This window comes from Oxalicibacterium solurbis (assembly GCF_014635845.1).
In the GTDB taxonomy this organism is placed as follows: domain Bacteria; phylum Pseudomonadota; class Gammaproteobacteria; order Burkholderiales; family Burkholderiaceae_D; genus Oxalicibacterium; species Oxalicibacterium solurbis.
Genome location: NZ_BMDP01000001.1, coordinates 1,117,815 through 1,131,816, shown reverse-complemented (window position 1 = coordinate 1,131,816; position 14,002 = coordinate 1,117,815). Strand labels below are relative to the sequence as shown.

At 58.3% G+C, this 14,002-nt stretch carries 20 protein-coding genes and 1 tRNA gene; 17 read left to right on the top strand and 4 right to left on the bottom strand.

Annotation, left to right across the window (positions count from 1 at the left end):
* Positions 1–9: 9 nt before the first annotated feature.
* From hisH to tatC, 9 genes are all read left to right on the top strand, one after another.
* Positions 10–648 carry an imidazole glycerol phosphate synthase subunit HisH gene (hisH, locus tag IEV40_RS05495; RefSeq protein WP_188419910.1) on the top strand — a complete coding sequence of 213 codons (639 nt, stop codon included), beginning with the start codon at positions 10–12 and terminating at the stop codon, positions 646–648.
* Between the two features lie 46 nt (positions 649–694).
* On the top strand, positions 695–1,483 hold the full coding sequence (gene hisA / locus IEV40_RS05490; RefSeq protein ID WP_188419909.1) for a 1-(5-phosphoribosyl)-5-[(5-phosphoribosylamino)methylideneamino]imidazole-4-carboxamide isomerase: 789 nt from the start codon (positions 695–697) through the stop codon (positions 1,481–1,483).
* Entirely contained in the window at positions 1,480–2,244 is a 765-nt protein-coding gene (hisF, locus tag IEV40_RS05485; RefSeq protein WP_188419908.1) for an imidazole glycerol phosphate synthase subunit HisF, read from the top strand. The genes hisA and hisF overlap by 4 nt, the downstream gene beginning before the upstream one ends.
* Positions 2,241–2,645 (top strand): phosphoribosyl-AMP cyclohydrolase, encoded by a 405-nt coding sequence (gene hisI, locus IEV40_RS05480; protein ID WP_188419907.1) that lies wholly within the window; start codon positions 2,241–2,243, stop codon positions 2,643–2,645. Before hisF ends, hisI begins: the two co-directional genes overlap by 4 nt.
* Before the next feature lie 12 nt (positions 2,646–2,657).
* A complete protein-coding gene (locus tag IEV40_RS05475; RefSeq protein ID WP_188419906.1) occupies positions 2,658–2,996 on the top strand; it encodes a phosphoribosyl-ATP diphosphatase in 339 nt (112 codons plus the stop codon).
* Positions 2,997–3,041: 45 nt separating this feature from the next.
* The gene (locus IEV40_RS05470; RefSeq protein ID WP_188419905.1) at positions 3,042–3,413 is read left to right on the top strand and encodes a histidine triad nucleotide-binding protein; all 372 of its coding nucleotides are present in this window, start codon (positions 3,042–3,044) and stop codon (positions 3,411–3,413) included.
* Between the two features lie 48 nt (positions 3,414–3,461).
* Positions 3,462–3,683, top strand: a complete 222-nt coding sequence (gene tatA, locus IEV40_RS05465) for a Sec-independent protein translocase subunit TatA (protein ID WP_188419904.1) — start codon at positions 3,462–3,464, stop codon at positions 3,681–3,683.
* A 64-nt stretch (positions 3,684–3,747) separates the two neighbouring features.
* Positions 3,748–4,251: a Sec-independent protein translocase protein TatB gene (tatB, locus tag IEV40_RS05460; RefSeq protein WP_188419903.1), complete on the top strand. Its 504-nt coding sequence runs from the start codon at positions 3,748–3,750 to the stop codon at positions 4,249–4,251.
* 64 nt (positions 4,252–4,315) lie between these two features.
* Positions 4,316–5,062 carry a twin-arginine translocase subunit TatC gene (tatC, locus tag IEV40_RS05455; protein ID WP_188419902.1) on the top strand — a complete coding sequence of 249 codons (747 nt, stop codon included), beginning with the start codon at positions 4,316–4,318 and terminating at the stop codon, positions 5,060–5,062.
* Between the two features lie 9 nt (positions 5,063–5,071).
* On the opposite strand, the gene IEV40_RS05450 is transcribed toward tatC, so the two are convergent.
* Complete coding sequence (locus IEV40_RS05450) at positions 5,072–5,737, bottom strand: DUF2461 domain-containing protein (RefSeq protein ID WP_188419901.1); 666 nt, start codon at positions 5,735–5,737, stop codon at positions 5,072–5,074.
* 33 nt (positions 5,738–5,770) lie between these two features.
* On the bottom strand, positions 5,771–6,946 hold the full coding sequence (locus IEV40_RS05445; RefSeq protein ID WP_188419900.1) for a Do family serine endopeptidase: 1,176 nt from the start codon (positions 6,944–6,946) through the stop codon (positions 5,771–5,773).
* 28 nt (positions 6,947–6,974) lie between these two features.
* Between IEV40_RS05445 and IEV40_RS05440 the strand changes: the two genes are divergently transcribed.
* Positions 6,975–7,727 carry a Nif3-like dinuclear metal center hexameric protein gene (locus tag IEV40_RS05440; RefSeq protein ID WP_371870035.1) on the top strand — a complete coding sequence of 251 codons (753 nt, stop codon included), beginning with the start codon at positions 6,975–6,977 and terminating at the stop codon, positions 7,725–7,727.
* Positions 7,728–7,860: 133 nt separating this feature from the next.
* Positions 7,861–8,562 carry a response regulator gene (locus IEV40_RS05435; RefSeq protein WP_229723959.1) on the top strand — a complete coding sequence of 234 codons (702 nt, stop codon included), beginning with the start codon at positions 7,861–7,863 and terminating at the stop codon, positions 8,560–8,562.
* A gap of 35 nt (positions 8,563–8,597) precedes the next feature.
* Here the strand turns inward: IEV40_RS05435 and mscL are convergent, their stop codons facing one another.
* Positions 8,598–9,008: a large conductance mechanosensitive channel protein MscL gene (gene mscL / locus IEV40_RS05430; RefSeq protein ID WP_308632365.1), complete on the bottom strand. Its 411-nt coding sequence runs from the start codon at positions 9,006–9,008 to the stop codon at positions 8,598–8,600.
* Between the two features lie 272 nt (positions 9,009–9,280).
* On the opposite strand from mscL, the gene petA reads away from it, so the two are divergent.
* The 6 genes from petA (at position 9,281) to IEV40_RS05400 (ending at position 13,426) form a co-directional block, all read left to right on the top strand.
* On the top strand, positions 9,281–9,889 hold the full coding sequence (gene petA, locus IEV40_RS05425; RefSeq protein WP_188419897.1) for a ubiquinol-cytochrome c reductase iron-sulfur subunit: 609 nt from the start codon (positions 9,281–9,283) through the stop codon (positions 9,887–9,889).
* Positions 9,889–11,295, top strand: coding sequence for a cytochrome b (locus IEV40_RS05420; RefSeq protein ID WP_188420027.1), 1,407 nt, complete (start codon positions 9,889–9,891; stop codon positions 11,293–11,295). Before petA ends, IEV40_RS05420 begins: the two co-directional genes overlap by 1 nt.
* A 20-nt stretch (positions 11,296–11,315) precedes the next feature.
* Entirely contained in the window at positions 11,316–12,080 is a 765-nt protein-coding gene (locus IEV40_RS05415) for a cytochrome c1 (RefSeq protein ID WP_188419896.1), read from the top strand.
* 83 nt (positions 12,081–12,163) lie between these two features.
* A complete protein-coding gene (locus IEV40_RS05410) occupies positions 12,164–12,775 on the top strand; it encodes a glutathione S-transferase N-terminal domain-containing protein (protein ID WP_188419895.1) in 612 nt (203 codons plus the stop codon).
* A 74-nt stretch (positions 12,776–12,849) separates the two neighbouring features.
* The gene (locus tag IEV40_RS05405) at positions 12,850–13,332 is read left to right on the top strand and encodes a ClpXP protease specificity-enhancing factor (RefSeq protein WP_188419894.1); all 483 of its coding nucleotides are present in this window, start codon (positions 12,850–12,852) and stop codon (positions 13,330–13,332) included.
* Between the two features lie 18 nt (positions 13,333–13,350).
* A tRNA-Thr gene (locus IEV40_RS05400) sits at positions 13,351–13,426 on the top strand.
* A 65-nt stretch (positions 13,427–13,491) separates the two neighbouring features.
* Here IEV40_RS05400 and IEV40_RS05395 read toward each other — a convergent pair.
* Positions 13,492–13,932 carry a host attachment protein gene (locus IEV40_RS05395; RefSeq protein WP_188419893.1) on the bottom strand — a complete coding sequence of 147 codons (441 nt, stop codon included), beginning with the start codon at positions 13,930–13,932 and terminating at the stop codon, positions 13,492–13,494.
* Positions 13,933–14,002: the final 70 nt, after the last annotated feature.

Below are 14,002 nucleotides of genomic sequence, written 5' to 3'. Positions count from 1 at the left end.
AATCACCGTATGAAAAAGATCGTGGTAGTGGATTACGGCATGGGCAACCTGCGTTCGGTGGCCCAGGCGTTGCGTCAGGCGGCGCCGGAAGCCGATGTCCGCATTTCCGGCGAGGTTGCCGACATCCGTGCGGCCGACCGCGTCGTGCTGCCGGGGCAGGGTGCCATCCCCGATTGCATGCGTTCGATGCAGGCCGCGGGACTGCAGGAAGAATTGATGCAGGTCGCGCGCAGCAAGCCGTTGTTCGGCGTGTGCGTCGGCGAGCAGATGATGCTCGACTGGAGCGAGGAAGGCGATACGCAAGGGCTGAAGCTGTTTCCCGGCAAGGTCGTGAAGTTCCGTCTGGAAGACCGCTTGCAGGAAGACGGTTCGCGTTTCAAGGTGCCGCAGATGGGCTGGAACCGCGTGCGCCAGACGATGCCGCATCCGCTGTGGGAAGGCATTGCCGACGATAGTTACTTCTATTTCGTGCACAGCTATTATGCAGTTCCGGAGCAGCGCGCACATGTTGCCGGCGAAACGCCGTACGGCGAGATGTTCTGCAGCGCGATCGCGCGCGATAATATCTTCGCGACGCAGTTCCACCCGGAAAAGAGTGCTTCGGCCGGGCTGCAGCTGTACCGTAATTTCGTTCACTGGAATCCGTAATCCGCCAAGCCGGACTTTCATCCATCCAACCACCTCGAACAGAACCATGCTGCTCATACCTGCCATCGATCTCAAGGACGGTCATTGCGTTCGCCTGAAACAGGGCGATATGGATCAGGCCACCGTATTTTCCGACGACCCTGGCGAGATGGCTCGCCACTGGTTGGCCCAGGGCGCGCGCCGCCTGCATCTGGTCGACCTGAATGGCGCTTTCGCCGGCAAGCCGAAGAACGAGCCGGCCGTCAAATCCATCCTGCAGGCGGTACGCGAGTACGCGGAAGCCAACGGCGTGGAACCGATTCCGGTCCAGCTCGGCGGCGGCATTCGCGATCTCGATACGATCGAGCGCTATCTGGATGACGGCTTGTCCTACATCATCATCGGCACCGCCGCGGTCAAGAATCCGGGTTTCCTGCACGATGCGTGCAGCGCGTTTCCGGGCCAGATCATCGTCGGCCTGGATGCGAAGGACGGCAAGGTGGCGACCGACGGCTGGAGCAAATTGTCCGGCCACGAAGTGATCGATCTGGCGAAGAAATTCGAGGACTACGGCTGCGAAGCCATCATCTATACCGATATCGGCCGCGACGGCATGATGGGCGGCGTCAATATCGATGCGACCGTCAAGCTGGCGCAGAGCATGACGATTCCGGTCATTGCTTCTGGCGGCGTGCACAGCGTGAAGGACGTCGAAGCCTTGTGCGCGGTGCAGGACGAAGGCATCGAAGGCGTGATCTGCGGCCGTTCGATCTACGAAGGCACGCTGGACTTGCGCTCGGCACAGGAACGCGCCGACGAACTGAGCGGCGTAGAGCCGGAAACCGATACAGAATGACGCTTGCCAAACGCATCATCCCCTGTCTCGACGTGACTGCCGGCCGCGTCGTCAAGGGTGTCAACTTTCTCGAACTGCGCGATGCCGGCGATCCGGTCGAGATCGCGCGCCGTTACGACGCGCAAGGCGCGGACGAGATCACCTTTCTTGACATCACGGCGACCTCCGACGGCCGCGACATGATCCTGCACATCATCGAGTCCGTCGCATCGCAGGTCTTCATTCCGCTGACGGTGGGCGGCGGCGTGCGCTCGGTCGAGGATGTGCGCCGGTTGTTGAACGCGGGCGCCGACAAGATCAGCATCAACAGCTCGGCGATCAGCAATCCGCAATTGGTAGCGGATGCATCGAACAAATACGGTTCGCAATGCATCGTGGTCGCGATCGACGCGAAGAAAGCGGCGGACGGTCGCTGGGAAGTGTTCACGCACGGCGGGCGCAAGGCGACCGGGCTGGATGCGGTCGAGTGGGCGAAGAAGATGGAAAGCCTGGGCGCCGGCGAAATCCTGCTGACCAGCATGGATCGCGATGGCACCAAATCCGGTTTCGACCTGCCGCTGACGCGCGCGGTGTCCGATGCGATCGGCATTCCCGTTATCGCGTCCGGCGGCGTCGGCGGCCTGCAGGATCTGGCTGACGGCATCAAGCAGGGCCATGCGGACGCGGTGCTGGCCGCCAGTATTTTTCACTACGGTGAGCACACGGTGCCGGAAGCCAAGCGCTTCATGGCAGATCAAGGTATTCCAATGAGGTTGACATGAGCGCCAACGCAAAATGGCTCAACAAGGTTCAATGGGATGAGCACGGCCTGGTGCCGGTCATCGCGCAGGAAGTCGACAGCAATGACGTTCTGATGTTTGCATGGATGAACCGCGAGGCATTGGCAAAAACCGTCGAAACCGGCGAAGCCGTCTACTGGAGCCGTTCGCGCAAAAAGCTGTGGCACAAGGGCGAGGAATCCGGCCACACGCAGAAGGTGCATGAGATCCGTCTCGACTGCGACGAGGACGTCGTGCTGCTGAAGGTGGAGCAGGTCGGCAGCGTGGCCTGTCATACCGGCCGGCATTCGTGCTTCTTCCAGAAGTTCGAAGGCGATGCGGCAAGCGGCGACTGGCAGACGGTCGAGCCTGTGCTGAAGAATCCGGACGATATCTACAAGTAAGGACTTCACCAAATGAGCGACATTCTTGAGCGTCTGGCCGAGGTTATCGAATCGCGCAAGCCTGGCAATGGCGGCGATCCGGAGAAATCCTATGTGGCGCGTCTGTTCGCCAAGGGCGACGATGCCATCCTGAAGAAGATCGGCGAGGAAGCGACCGAGGCCGTGATGGCGGCGAAAGATGCACGCGCCGATGGCGACACTTCCAAGGTGCTGTACGAATGTGCGGACCTGTGGTTCCATTCGCTGGTCATGCTGGCACAATTCGATTTGAAGCCGCAGGACGTATTGAACGAACTGGCACGCCGCGAAGGCCTGTCGGGACTGGAAGAAAAGGCGGCTCGTCCGCAGTGACGAGTTGATCCAGGTTGCACATACTGTCGGAACGGAGCACAAGTTTTGGATAATTGCATCTTCTGTAAAATCGCCGCCAAGCAGATTCCCTCGAAACTCATCCATGAAGACGAGGACCTGCTGGCCTTCCACGACATCAATCCGGCTGCACCAGTGCATTTCCTGATTGTTCCGAAGAAACACATCGCCACACTGGCCGATTGCACGACGGACGACCAGGCATTGTTGGGTAAAATGTTCCTGCTGGCACCAAAGCTGGCGCAGCAGCTCGGCTGCGGTTTCAGCATGGAGAATGGCCAGCCGACAGGCGGTTTCAAGACGCTGTTCAATGTCGGACCGAACGGCGGGCAGGAGGTGTACCATCTGCACATGCACGTGCTGGGCGGGCCGCGTCCGTGGAATCGTTCGATGGCCTGACGAACAAGATATTTTCTGGGCGAAAGACGCCATCAAGGAGAAAACGCAATGGGTTCATTCAGCATCTGGCACTGGCTGATCGTTCTGGTCATCGTGATGCTGGTCTTCGGCACCAAGAAGATTGGCAATATCGGCTCCGATCTCGGCAAGGCCGTCAAGGGTTTCAAGGACGGCGTGAAGGGTGGTGAAGAGGAAGAAAAATCACCGACCCAGCAGGTCGCCGACAAGAGCACGGTCGACGTCGAAGTCAAAGAGAAATCGAACACCTGATCGTCACATCCGCACGATCTGAAGTGCGGTTGATGCGAAAGGCGTATACAGAATTGGTGTACACATGATCGATATCGCCTTTTCAAAACTTGCGATCATCGGCGCTGCGGCGCTGGTCTTCATCGGTCCGGAACGACTGCCGAAGGTCGCGCGCATGGCCGGCACATTGTTCGGCCGGGCGCAGCGCTACATCAATGACGTCAAATCCGAAGTCAGCCGCGAGATGGAGCTGGAAGAACTGCGCAAGATGCATCAGGACGTGCAGTCTGCCGCCAGCGACATGGAGCGGTCGATTGCACGCAACCTGACGCAGACAGAGGATGAATTACGTTCGGTCTGGGACGATACGCCGGCAGCTTCGCAGCCGGCAACGATGGCGTCGTCGCTGGAAAACCATGTGGCTGCAAAATCGAAGGATTTCCGCAAGAAGAAGCTGGCGCATACGTCAGCCGTGCCGTCCTGGTACAAGCATCGCAGCGGCCAGCGTTCGCGCGTGATTTCCGGCGCGGCGCGCATGGCGAAATATCGTGCTGCCGGCGCGCGCAAGACATCGTCCTTTTTCTCCTGATGAGGCCATCGTTGCCAGCCATTCGTCGCCCCTTGTTTGTCTGCGTCACCATCATTGAAAAATCATGAGCGGCAGCGAAGAATCTTTCATTTCCCATCTGATTGAATTGCGCAGCCGGCTGATGAAGGCTGCGCTGGTCGTGATCGTCGTTTTCCTCTGTCTCATGCCTTGGGCCGGCACGATCTACGACTATCTGGCGCTGCCAATGATGCAGTCGCTGCCACAGGGCAGCAAGATGATCGCCACCGGCGTCATCACGCCATTCCTGATTCCGGTCAAGGTGACGATGCTGGTCGCCTTCATCATCGCGTTGCCATGGGTGCTGTATCAGATGTGGGCGTTCGTTGCGCCGGGGCTGTATGCGCACGAGAAAAAACTGATTGCGCCGCTGGTGATCTCTTCATCCGTGCTGTTCATCGCCGGCGTCGCCTTTTGTTATTTCTTCGTGTTCGGCGTGATTTTTCACTTCATCAATAATTTCGCGCCGCAGTCGATTTCAGTCGCACCGGACATCGACAGCTATTTCGGTTTCGTGATGACGATGTTCATCGCCTTCGGCCTGACGTTCGAAGTGCCGGTGGTGGTGATCGTGCTGGTGAGGATGGGGCTGGTATCGGTCGAGAAGTTGCGCCAGATGCGGCCTTACGTCATCGTCGGGGCATTCGTCGTTGCGGCCGTGGTAACGCCGCCGGATGTGATGAGCCAGATGCTGCTGGCGGTGCCACTCTGTCTGCTGTTTGAAATCGGCCTGTTGCTGGCACCGATGTTTGCGCGTATCACGCGTGCGCCGGCCGAATCCGAATCGCTCTGATTTATTCGATCAAACCTGCCGCAGCCAGTCGATCAGCGGCCACGCATCCTTGAAGCCGGCCATCAGCGTTTTTTCCAGTACGTCGCTGTCTTTCGGCACCGGCATTTCCTGCCAGACGATAAAGCTCTTCAGCTTGATGTATTCCGCATGCGGACCGTCGGCAGCAAAGCCTTTCGGCGGACGCGTCAGCTTGCCTTCTTCCTGCAGATCGCCATAAGTCCGGACGAGATTCCTGTTCTTCAGCATTTTCGAAAAGCCTGCCGGATCGTCGAGCACGCGCTGGCGTATTGCACGCAGCCGGTCCGGCGGCGGCATGTATTCGCCGCCGGCGAACAGCAGCGTGCCTTGCTGATCGACATGGAAGTAGTAGGCGGGACCGCCGCCCTGGCTTGGTTTCTTCAAGCCGCTTGCCGTCAGCGCTGCCGAGAAATGCGTCTTGTAGGGAATCTTCTCACGTGAGAAACGCATGTCGCGATTGATGCGGAACAGCGCTTTCTTCGGATTGCATTGTGCGATGGTAGGATCGAACTTGCTGATACCGGCGATCAGATGGATCACCAGTTCGAGGAACTCGGCGCGCAGGATGTCGTAGCGCGGCTTGTTCATGACGAACCATGCGCGATTATTGTTTTCCGCGAGTTCGGCAAGATACTGTTTCAGGTCGCGGACGTGCATGCGTTTCCCCGTTTTTCCTGTTTGGCCGGTGGCTTATTCGGATTCCCGCGGCGGCGCTTTCGGACGCACGCCGACCAGCACGTTCAACGTGGTTTCCTGATTGCGCCGCAGCACGACGATGGCTGCCTTCTTGCCGGGCTGCAGTTGCGCGATCTGGTTCAGCATGTCGGACATGTCGACAACCGGTTTGCCTTCGACAGAAACGAGAATATCGCCCGGCTGCATGCCGGCTTTGTCCGCCGGACCGCCGCGCAGCACGCCGGCGATGATGGCTCCCGAGCTTTTCTTGAGATTGAAGCTTTCGGCCAGCTCCGGCGTAATGTCCTGCGGTTCGACGCCGATATAGCCGCGAATCACCTGGCCGTTCTTGATGATGGCATCCATCACCGATTTGACCGTCGTCACCGGAATCGCGAAGCCGATGCCGAGTGAGCCGCCGCTGCGCGAGTAGATTGCCGTATTGATGCCGAGCAGATTGCCGTTGGCATCGATCAGTGCGCCGCCGGAGTTGCCGGGATTGATTGCGGCGTCAGTCTGGATGAAGTTTTCGAACGCGTCGAGAATGCCGAGATGATTGCGGCCGAGCGCGGAAATGATGCCCATCGTCACCGTCTGGCCGACGCCGAACGGATTGCCGATCGCCAGCACGACGTCGCCGACGCGTGCTTCTTCGACGCGGCCCAGCGTGATGGCCGGCAGATTGTCGAGATCGATCTTGACGACGGCGAGATCCGTTTCAGGATCGGAGCCGACGACCTTGGCGAGCGCCTTGCGTCCGTCGGCCAATGCGACTTCGATTTCATCGGCGGCTTCGACCACATGGTTGTTGGTCAGGATGTAACCTTGTGCACTGACGATGACGCCGGAGCCGAGGCTGACCTGCTTTTCCTGTTCCTCGTCGAAGCGATCGCCGAAGAACTTGCGGAAGAAAGGGTCGTCCATGAACGGATTCTGTACCGGTGCTGCCGTCTTGCTGGTGAAGATGTTGACCACCGACGGCATCGCCAGCTTGGCTGCTTCGCGGTAGGAGGACTGGATCGGCGCCGTGTTCGGCGGCGCTTCCAGCATGGGGACGGAGGTCGCACTGCGCACTTTCTGCGCGGTGCCGAGGACGCCGCCAGCCCATTCGGGTTTCAGGGTCGTTACAATGAACAAGATCGCCAAACCGACGGTTACGGTTTGCGCAAACAACAGCCAGAGACGTCGCATAAAAAGCAGGAAGATGAGTCTGAAAATGATCGCCAGAGACGAACTTGCCGGATATCTGTCCGGCACGCTTGATATTACCCGCTTTCGGGACTATTGCCCAAACGGCCTGCAGGTAGAGGGGCGCGCGCAGATCGGTCGCATCGTCACCGGTGTGACGGCCAGCGTCGCATTGCTGGAGGCGGCGATCGTGCGGGGCGCCGATGCCATCCTCGTGCATCACGGCTACTTCTGGCGCGGCGAGGACATGCGCGTCATCGGTCAGAAGCATCGGCGGCTGAAGCTGCTGCTGACGCATGATGTCAATCTGTTCGCCTATCATCTGCCGCTGGACATGCATCCGGAGTTCGGCAACAACGCGCAACTGGCGCACCAGCTCGGTCTGTGTGCGGAATCGCGTTTCGGCGACGATGCGCTGGGCTGGCTGGGCACCGTCGATGATGCCGCAGTCGATACGGTCGGTGCATTGGCCGAACGCGTGGCGCAGCGGCTGGGGCGTACGCCGCTGCTGATCGGTGATCCGACGCAGAAGCTGGGCAAGATCGGTTGGTGCACCGGTGCCGCGCAGGGCATGCTGGGCGCGGCAGTCGATGCCGGTGCCGGCGTCTATCTGAGCGGCGAAATATCGGAGCCCACCGTGCATCTGGCGCGCGAGAGCGGTGTCGCCTATCTGGCCTGCGGCCACCATGCGACCGAACGCTATGGCGTGCAGGCGCTGGGCGAACATCTGGCCGCTACCTTTGGCATCGCGCACGATTTCATCGACATCGACAATCCTGTCTGAGGTTGGCTGTGGAGCGTTATCTTGTGTCATGGCAATAAATTGCTATGATATGAGTCCACTTCGAGAGTCCACCTCGGAATCCACTCAAATAAAAATCGATGCGCAATGATCATTGCGCGGGAGACGAATGATCATGTCGCAATCATTGAACAAGGCAGAACCGATCACCGTTCTGGTCGTCGAAGACGATGCCGTGACGCGCCGCGTCCTGTCGCTGGCGATCGAAAAGGAGCCGTCGCTGAAACTGGCGGCTGCGCTGGATTGCGTCAAGTCCGCACGGGCCTGGCTGGAGACGCAGTCTGCCGACATCCTGCTGATCGATCTCGGCCTGCCTGACGGTTCCGGAATCGATGTGATCCGCTATTGCGCCGAACGCTATCCCGAATCCGACGTGATGGTCATTACGGCATCCAGCGACGACGACAACGTGCTGGCCAGCATCGAGGCTGGCGCTTCCGGTTATGTGTTGAAGGATGCCGGGCAGCCGGACATCGTTTCCTCGCTGCTCGAGTTGCAGCGAGGCGGATCGCCGATCAGTCCGACGATCGCGCGCAAGGTACTGGCCAGAATGCGCAAGCCGGCCGAAGCCGCCGGCTTGAACGGCGAAAAGCTGCCGCAGGTGAATCTGACCAAGCGGGAGGCGGCGATCTTGGATTTGATCGCGCGCGGCGACAGCTACGGCGAAGTAGCGCGGGAACTATCGCTGTCGGTCGGCACCGTGCAGACGCACATCAAGAATATCTACGACAAGCTGTCAGTGCATTCGCGTGGCGAGGCCGTGTTCGAAGCCAGCCGGCGCGGCTTGTTGCAAATGGATCGTCTGCAGGCGCGCTGATTGCCGCGCACGGAGTGCGGCGCCGGTCCGATGGATTATTTTTTCAGCGAGTCGCGGATTTCGCGCAGCAGCTGGATTTCTTCCGGCGTGACTTCCGGTGCAGGCGGTTCGGCCTTCTTCATCTTGTTCAGGATGCGTACCATCTGGAAGATGATGAACGCCAGGATCAGGAAATTCAGCGAGATCGTGATGAAGTTGCCGTAGGCGAAGACGGCGCCGAGTTTTTTTGCTTCGACCAGTGGCAGGTTGGCTGCCTGATTATTCAGCGGGATGTAGTAATTGCTGAAATCCAGACCGCCGAAAATCTTGCCGACGAGCGGCATGACGATATCCTGCACCAGCGAATCGACGATCTTGCCGAATGCTGCGCCGATGATGACTGCTACAGCCAGATCAACCACATTGCCCTTGACGGCAAAGGTTTTGAATTCTTGCAGCATGCCCATGGTCGGTTCCTTTCTTCTGTTTGTAAAAGTGCAACGTGCGGACGTATGCTAATTTTCAGCTTCGCAAAGGTCAAATCAAATTTGTGCAACAGAAGCGTGGATTCGTGGATAATGCGTCGCACAAGGAAGCAAATGGAATATCGAAAGCATTCAAAAGGTTCCGCCAACGTATTCAAGGGAACATCCATTTGCTTTTAAAACGGAAGTTGTCTCCGTTATAATCAAAAGTTGCTAGTAGTTTCGTACGATTCGATAGACATATTGGGGTTAGTATGAACAACGAAAAGCAGGTCGATTCCGGTCGGCGAGGCCTGCTTGTCGCAACATGTGCGGCAAGCGGCGTGGCTGGACTGGCAACAACAGGAGTTTTTGTTTCAACCTTTCAACCGTCGGAACGTGCGAAGGCAGCGGGCGCCCCGGTTGAAGTCGATATCTCCACGCTGGCTCCCGGAGAAATGCGCACCGTCGAGTGGCGCGGCAAACCGGTCTGGATTCTCAAGCGTACGCCGGAACAGATCGCATCCCTGAAAGAGGTCGACCCTCTCGTTGCCGACCCCGAATCCAAACGTACCCAATTCTCGACGACGCCCGAATATGCGATGAACGAATGGCGCTCCCGCCAGAAGGACATCCTGGTCGTCGTTGGCATCTGCCCGCATCTGGGCTGTTCCCCTACCTCGAAATTCCAGACCGGCGCACAACCGTCGCTGCCGGACGACTGGCACGGTGGTTTCCTGTGCCCGTGTCACGGTTCTACTTTCGATCTGGCCGGCCGCGTCTACAAGAACAAGCCGTCGCCTGACAATCTGCAGGTGCCGCCTTATATGTTCGAAGGCGAGGCCAAGCTGGTCATCGGCAAGGACGAGAAAGGGGAGGCTTGATCATGGCATTCCAGGAAAAACAGCTTCCCGCAGACGCATCTTCCTGTGACAAGGCGCTGAACTGGGTCGACGCACGTTTCCCGCTGTCGTCGACCTGGAAAGCGCATCTGTCCGAATACTATGCGCCGAAGAATTTCAATTTCCTTTACGTCTTCGGTTCGCTTGCGCTGCTGGTGCTGGCGATCCAGATCGTCACCGGCATCTTCCTCGTCATGCACTACAAGCCGGATGCGAACGTCGCGTTTGCCTCGGTCGAGTACATCATGCGCGACGTACCGTGGGGTTGGTTGGTGCGCTACATGCATTCGACCGGCGCGTCGGCCTTCTTCATCGTCGTCTACATTCACATGCTGCGGGGCCTGTTGTACGGTTCGTACCGCAAGCCGCGCGAACTGGTGTGGCTGTTCGGCGTGGGCATCTTCTTGTGCCTGATGGCCGAAGCTTTCTTCGGCTATCTGCTGCCATGGGGCCAGATGTCGTACTGGGGCGCGCAGGTGATCGTCAATCTGTTCGGTGCGATCCCGTTCATCGGCCCGGATCTGTCGCTGTGGATTCGCGGCGACTACGTGGTGTCCGATGCGACGCTGAACCGTTTCTTCGCCTTTCACGTGATCGCGATTCCGCTGGTGCTGATCGGCCTCGTCATCGCGCACATTGTCGCGTTGCATGAAGTCGGTTCCAGCAACCCGGACGGCGTCGAGATCAAGGAAAAGCTCGACGAGAAAGGCGTGCCGCTCGACGGCATTCCGTTCCATCCGTACTACTCGGTGCACGACCTGTTCGTCGTCACGATCTTCCTTGCGGTATTCTCCGCCGTCGTGTTCTTCGCGCCGGAAATGGGTGGCTACTTCCTCGAGTACAACAACTTCCTGCCTGCCGATCCGCTGAAGACGCCGCCGCACATCGCGCCGGTCTGGTACTTCACGCCGTTTTACTCGATCCTGCGCGCCACCACGTCGGACTTCATGTACTGGCTGGCGGCAGGCGTGGCGGCCTACGTCGCGCTGATCATCCTGAAGACGCGGCTGGCCGGCAAGTTCAAGATCGCGGCAGCGGTGATCGGCCTGCTGGTCATCGTCGGCATGTTCGTTTTCGATGCGAAGTTCTGGGGTGTGGTGCTGATGGGCGTATCGGTGATGATCATGTTCGGCCTGCCGTGGCTGGATACGTCGCCGGTCAAGTCGGTTCGCTACCGCCCGAGCTGGCACAAGTACATCTATCTGGTGTTCGGCATCGTCTTCCTGATCCTGGGCTATCTGGGCGTGCAGCCGCCGACCGATACCCGTACGACGGTTTCGCAAATCTGTACTTTCGTCTATTTCGGTTTCTTCCTGCTGATGCCGTGGTGGAGCGCAATGGGCACCTTCAAGCCTGTTCCCGACCGCGTGGTCTTCCATCCGCACTAAGTCGCAAAGGATAAAAGAACATGACATTGCTGAAAAAACTGATTGCGACGCTGGTACTGCTGCCGGGTTTTGTGGTGGCGGCCGAATCCGAATTTCCGCTGGACCATGCGCCCGACCATACGCGGGATGTCGCGGCACTCCAGAACGGTGCCCGCCTGTTCGTCAACTATTGCCTGAACTGCCATTCCGCTTCGTCGATGCGTTACAACAAGCTGCGTGACATCGGCCTGACTGACGAACAGATCAAGGAAAACCTGCTGTTCAGCGGAGAGAAGGTCGGCGACATGATGACGGTGGCGATGGCACCCAAGGATGCCAAGGCCTGGTTCGGCGCCACGCCGCCGGATCTGTCGGTGATCGCACGTGCCAAGGCTTCCGGTGCCGGCAGCGGTTCGGACTGGCTGTACACCTATCTGCGCACCTTCTACAAGGACGATACCCGCCCGACCGGCTGGAACAACATGGTGTTCCCGAATGTGGGCATGCCGCACGTCTTGTGGGAATTGCAAGGAATCAGGGCCGCCAAATACGAGGAAATCAAGGATCCGCACGACGAAAACAAGGTCATTCACAAGTTTGCGGGCTTTGAAGAGGTCACTCCGGGTAAAATGTCGTCCTTGGAGTACGATAAGTCGGTTGCCGATCTGGTTTCTTTCATGACCTGGATGGCCGAGCCTGCACAAAATACCCGCAAACGCCTCGGCGTCTGGGTATTGATGTTCCTGGGTGTCTTCATCGTGATCACCTGGCGCTTGAACGCTTCCTATTGGAAAGAGATCAAGTAATTCGTGCCCGCAGCGGTTGCGGGCAGTTGTTCCGGGGTGAGCCGTCCAGCGTCTCACCCTTTTGTTTCTAAGGAAACTGCACAATGATGGTTCTTTACTCGGGCACGACCTGCCCATTCTCCCAACGCTGCCGCCTCGTCCTGTTTGAAAAGGGCATGGATTTCGAAGTGCGCGACGTTGATCTGTTCAACAAACCGGAAGACATTTCGACGATGAATCCGTACGGCCAGGTGCCTATCCTGGTCGAACGCGATCTGGTGCTGTACGAATCCAACATCATCAACGAGTACATCGACGAGCGTTTCCCGCATCCGCAATTGATGCCGGCCGATCCGCTGATGCGTGCGCGTGCGCGCCTGATGCTGTTCAATTTCGAGAAGGAATTGTTCATCCACGTGCATACGCTGGAGAACGACAAAGGCCGCGGCGGCGAGAAAATCCAGGAAAAGGCGCGTAACGAAATCCGCGATCGCCTGACCACGCTGGCACCGCTGTTCCTGAAGAACAAGTACATGCTGGGCGACGAGTTCTCGATGCTGGACGTGGCGATCGCGCCGCTGCTCTGGCGCCTCGATCACTACGGCATCGAGTTGTCCAAGACTGCAGCGCCATTGATGAAGTACGCCGAGCGCATCTTCTCGCGTCCTGCCTACATCGAAGCATTGACGCCATCCGAAAAGGTCATGCGTCGCTAAGATCCGGCCGCGTCTTTCCTGCGCAACTTGCAGGCGGGGCGCGGCAAATCCGTAGCAATCCGCAGTATTTCATCATGTCTGAAACATCTACCAAGCCTTACCTGCTGCGCGCCATCTATGAATGGTGCACGGATAACGGCTATACGCCTTACATGGCAGTCGTCGTCGATGGACATACGCGTGTACCGATGGAATTCGTCAAGAATGGCGAGATCGTGCTGAACATCAGTTTCAGCGCCACCAGCGGCCTGAAGATGGAAAACGAATTGATCCGCTTCAGTGCGCGCTTTGGCGGCGTCTCGCGCGACATCGTCGTGCCGGTCGATAATGTCGTTGCCATCTATGCACGTGAGAACGGGCAGGGCATGGCATTCGAAGCCACCAATACGGCCGATGCCGGGCAGGTGGAGCCGGTCGATGCGCCGGAATCCACCACGCCGATTCTGGCATCGGTGCCGACGGAGCGGCCAGCTGACAGCGAAGGCAGCGATGATCCCGAACACGATCCGGAACCACCGAAAAAAAGCGGCAGGCCTACTCTGACGCGTATTAAGTAGGTACAATACGCGCTCTTTGCCGGCTTAGCTCATCAGGTAGAGCACATGATTTGTAATCATGGGGTGGCGGGTTCGAGTCCTGCAGCCGGCACCAGGAAAAATAAAGGCCATTCTTTGGAATGGCCTTTTGCTTTTTACAGTCGAGTCAACGGTCGGCAATCAATGCAGCCAGGTACGCACATACTGCGCAATCTGCCGTGATTCCAGTCCGGAAATATTCTTCGAGACTTCTTTCGTCACCAGCTGTTGCACTTCCTTGCTCATGTTTTGCCGCAGCATGCCGAGGAATTTCGGAAAGGCAATCAGCGTCAATTGATCGTAGCGGTGTTCGATGCGCGCCTTGTCCAGATAATCGCTGACCGATTTGGAAAACAGCGTGGTCTTATGCAACACGGCGCTATGGTCCGGTTCGGCGGATGAGCCGTTGACCAGTCCGCGTTTGCCGGAATAGCGACCGTTCGCATCGGTGTTCAAATCTTGTTCGCGCAGGCGCGCTTCGGGATTCAGGAATGCTTCGATTTCGCGGAATGGAGCGCGAAGATTGTCGGCTTCGAAAATCCGGGCGCGATGTTCATCGGCGGCAACGATCCAAGTGGTCATGTCTTCCTCCTTTATCAGCGGTGACTATCCATTTTCGACCCGGGAAAAGAAGATTTCGTTCAGCGTGATG

Bases quoted from the DNA above. Each gene is read 5' to 3' on its own strand.
- hisH (WP_188419910.1), top strand. From the start codon at position 10: ATGAAAAAGATCGTGGTAGTGGATTACGGCATGGGCAACCTGCGTTCG.
- hisA (WP_188419909.1), top strand. From the start codon at position 695: ATGCTGCTCATACCTGCCATCGATCTCAAGGACGGTCATTGCGTTCGC.
- hisF (WP_188419908.1), top strand. From the start codon at position 1,480: ATGACGCTTGCCAAACGCATCATCCCCTGTCTCGACGTGACTGCCGGC.
- hisI (WP_188419907.1), top strand. From the start codon at position 2,241: ATGAGCGCCAACGCAAAATGGCTCAACAAGGTTCAATGGGATGAGCAC.
- IEV40_RS05475 (WP_188419906.1), top strand. From the start codon at position 2,658: ATGAGCGACATTCTTGAGCGTCTGGCCGAGGTTATCGAATCGCGCAAG.
- tatA (WP_188419904.1), top strand. From the start codon at position 3,462: ATGGGTTCATTCAGCATCTGGCACTGGCTGATCGTTCTGGTCATCGTG.
- tatB (WP_188419903.1), top strand. From the start codon at position 3,748: ATGATCGATATCGCCTTTTCAAAACTTGCGATCATCGGCGCTGCGGCG.
- tatC (WP_188419902.1), top strand. From the start codon at position 4,316: ATGAGCGGCAGCGAAGAATCTTTCATTTCCCATCTGATTGAATTGCGC.
- IEV40_RS05450 (WP_188419901.1), bottom strand. From the start codon at position 5,737: ATGCACGTCCGCGACCTGAAACAGTATCTTGCCGAACTCGCGGAAAAC.
- IEV40_RS05445 (WP_188419900.1), bottom strand. From the start codon at position 6,946: ATGCGACGTCTCTGGCTGTTGTTTGCGCAAACCGTAACCGTCGGTTTG.
- IEV40_RS05435 (WP_229723959.1), top strand. From the start codon at position 7,861: ATGTCGCAATCATTGAACAAGGCAGAACCGATCACCGTTCTGGTCGTC.
- mscL (WP_308632365.1), bottom strand. From the start codon at position 9,008: ATGGGCATGCTGCAAGAATTCAAAACCTTTGCCGTCAAGGGCAATGTG.
- petA (WP_188419897.1), top strand. From the start codon at position 9,281: ATGAACAACGAAAAGCAGGTCGATTCCGGTCGGCGAGGCCTGCTTGTC.
- IEV40_RS05415 (WP_188419896.1), top strand. From the start codon at position 11,316: ATGACATTGCTGAAAAAACTGATTGCGACGCTGGTACTGCTGCCGGGT.
- IEV40_RS05410 (WP_188419895.1), top strand. From the start codon at position 12,164: ATGATGGTTCTTTACTCGGGCACGACCTGCCCATTCTCCCAACGCTGC.
- IEV40_RS05405 (WP_188419894.1), top strand. From the start codon at position 12,850: ATGTCTGAAACATCTACCAAGCCTTACCTGCTGCGCGCCATCTATGAA.
- IEV40_RS05395 (WP_188419893.1), bottom strand. From the start codon at position 13,932: ATGACCACTTGGATCGTTGCCGCCGATGAACATCGCGCCCGGATTTTC.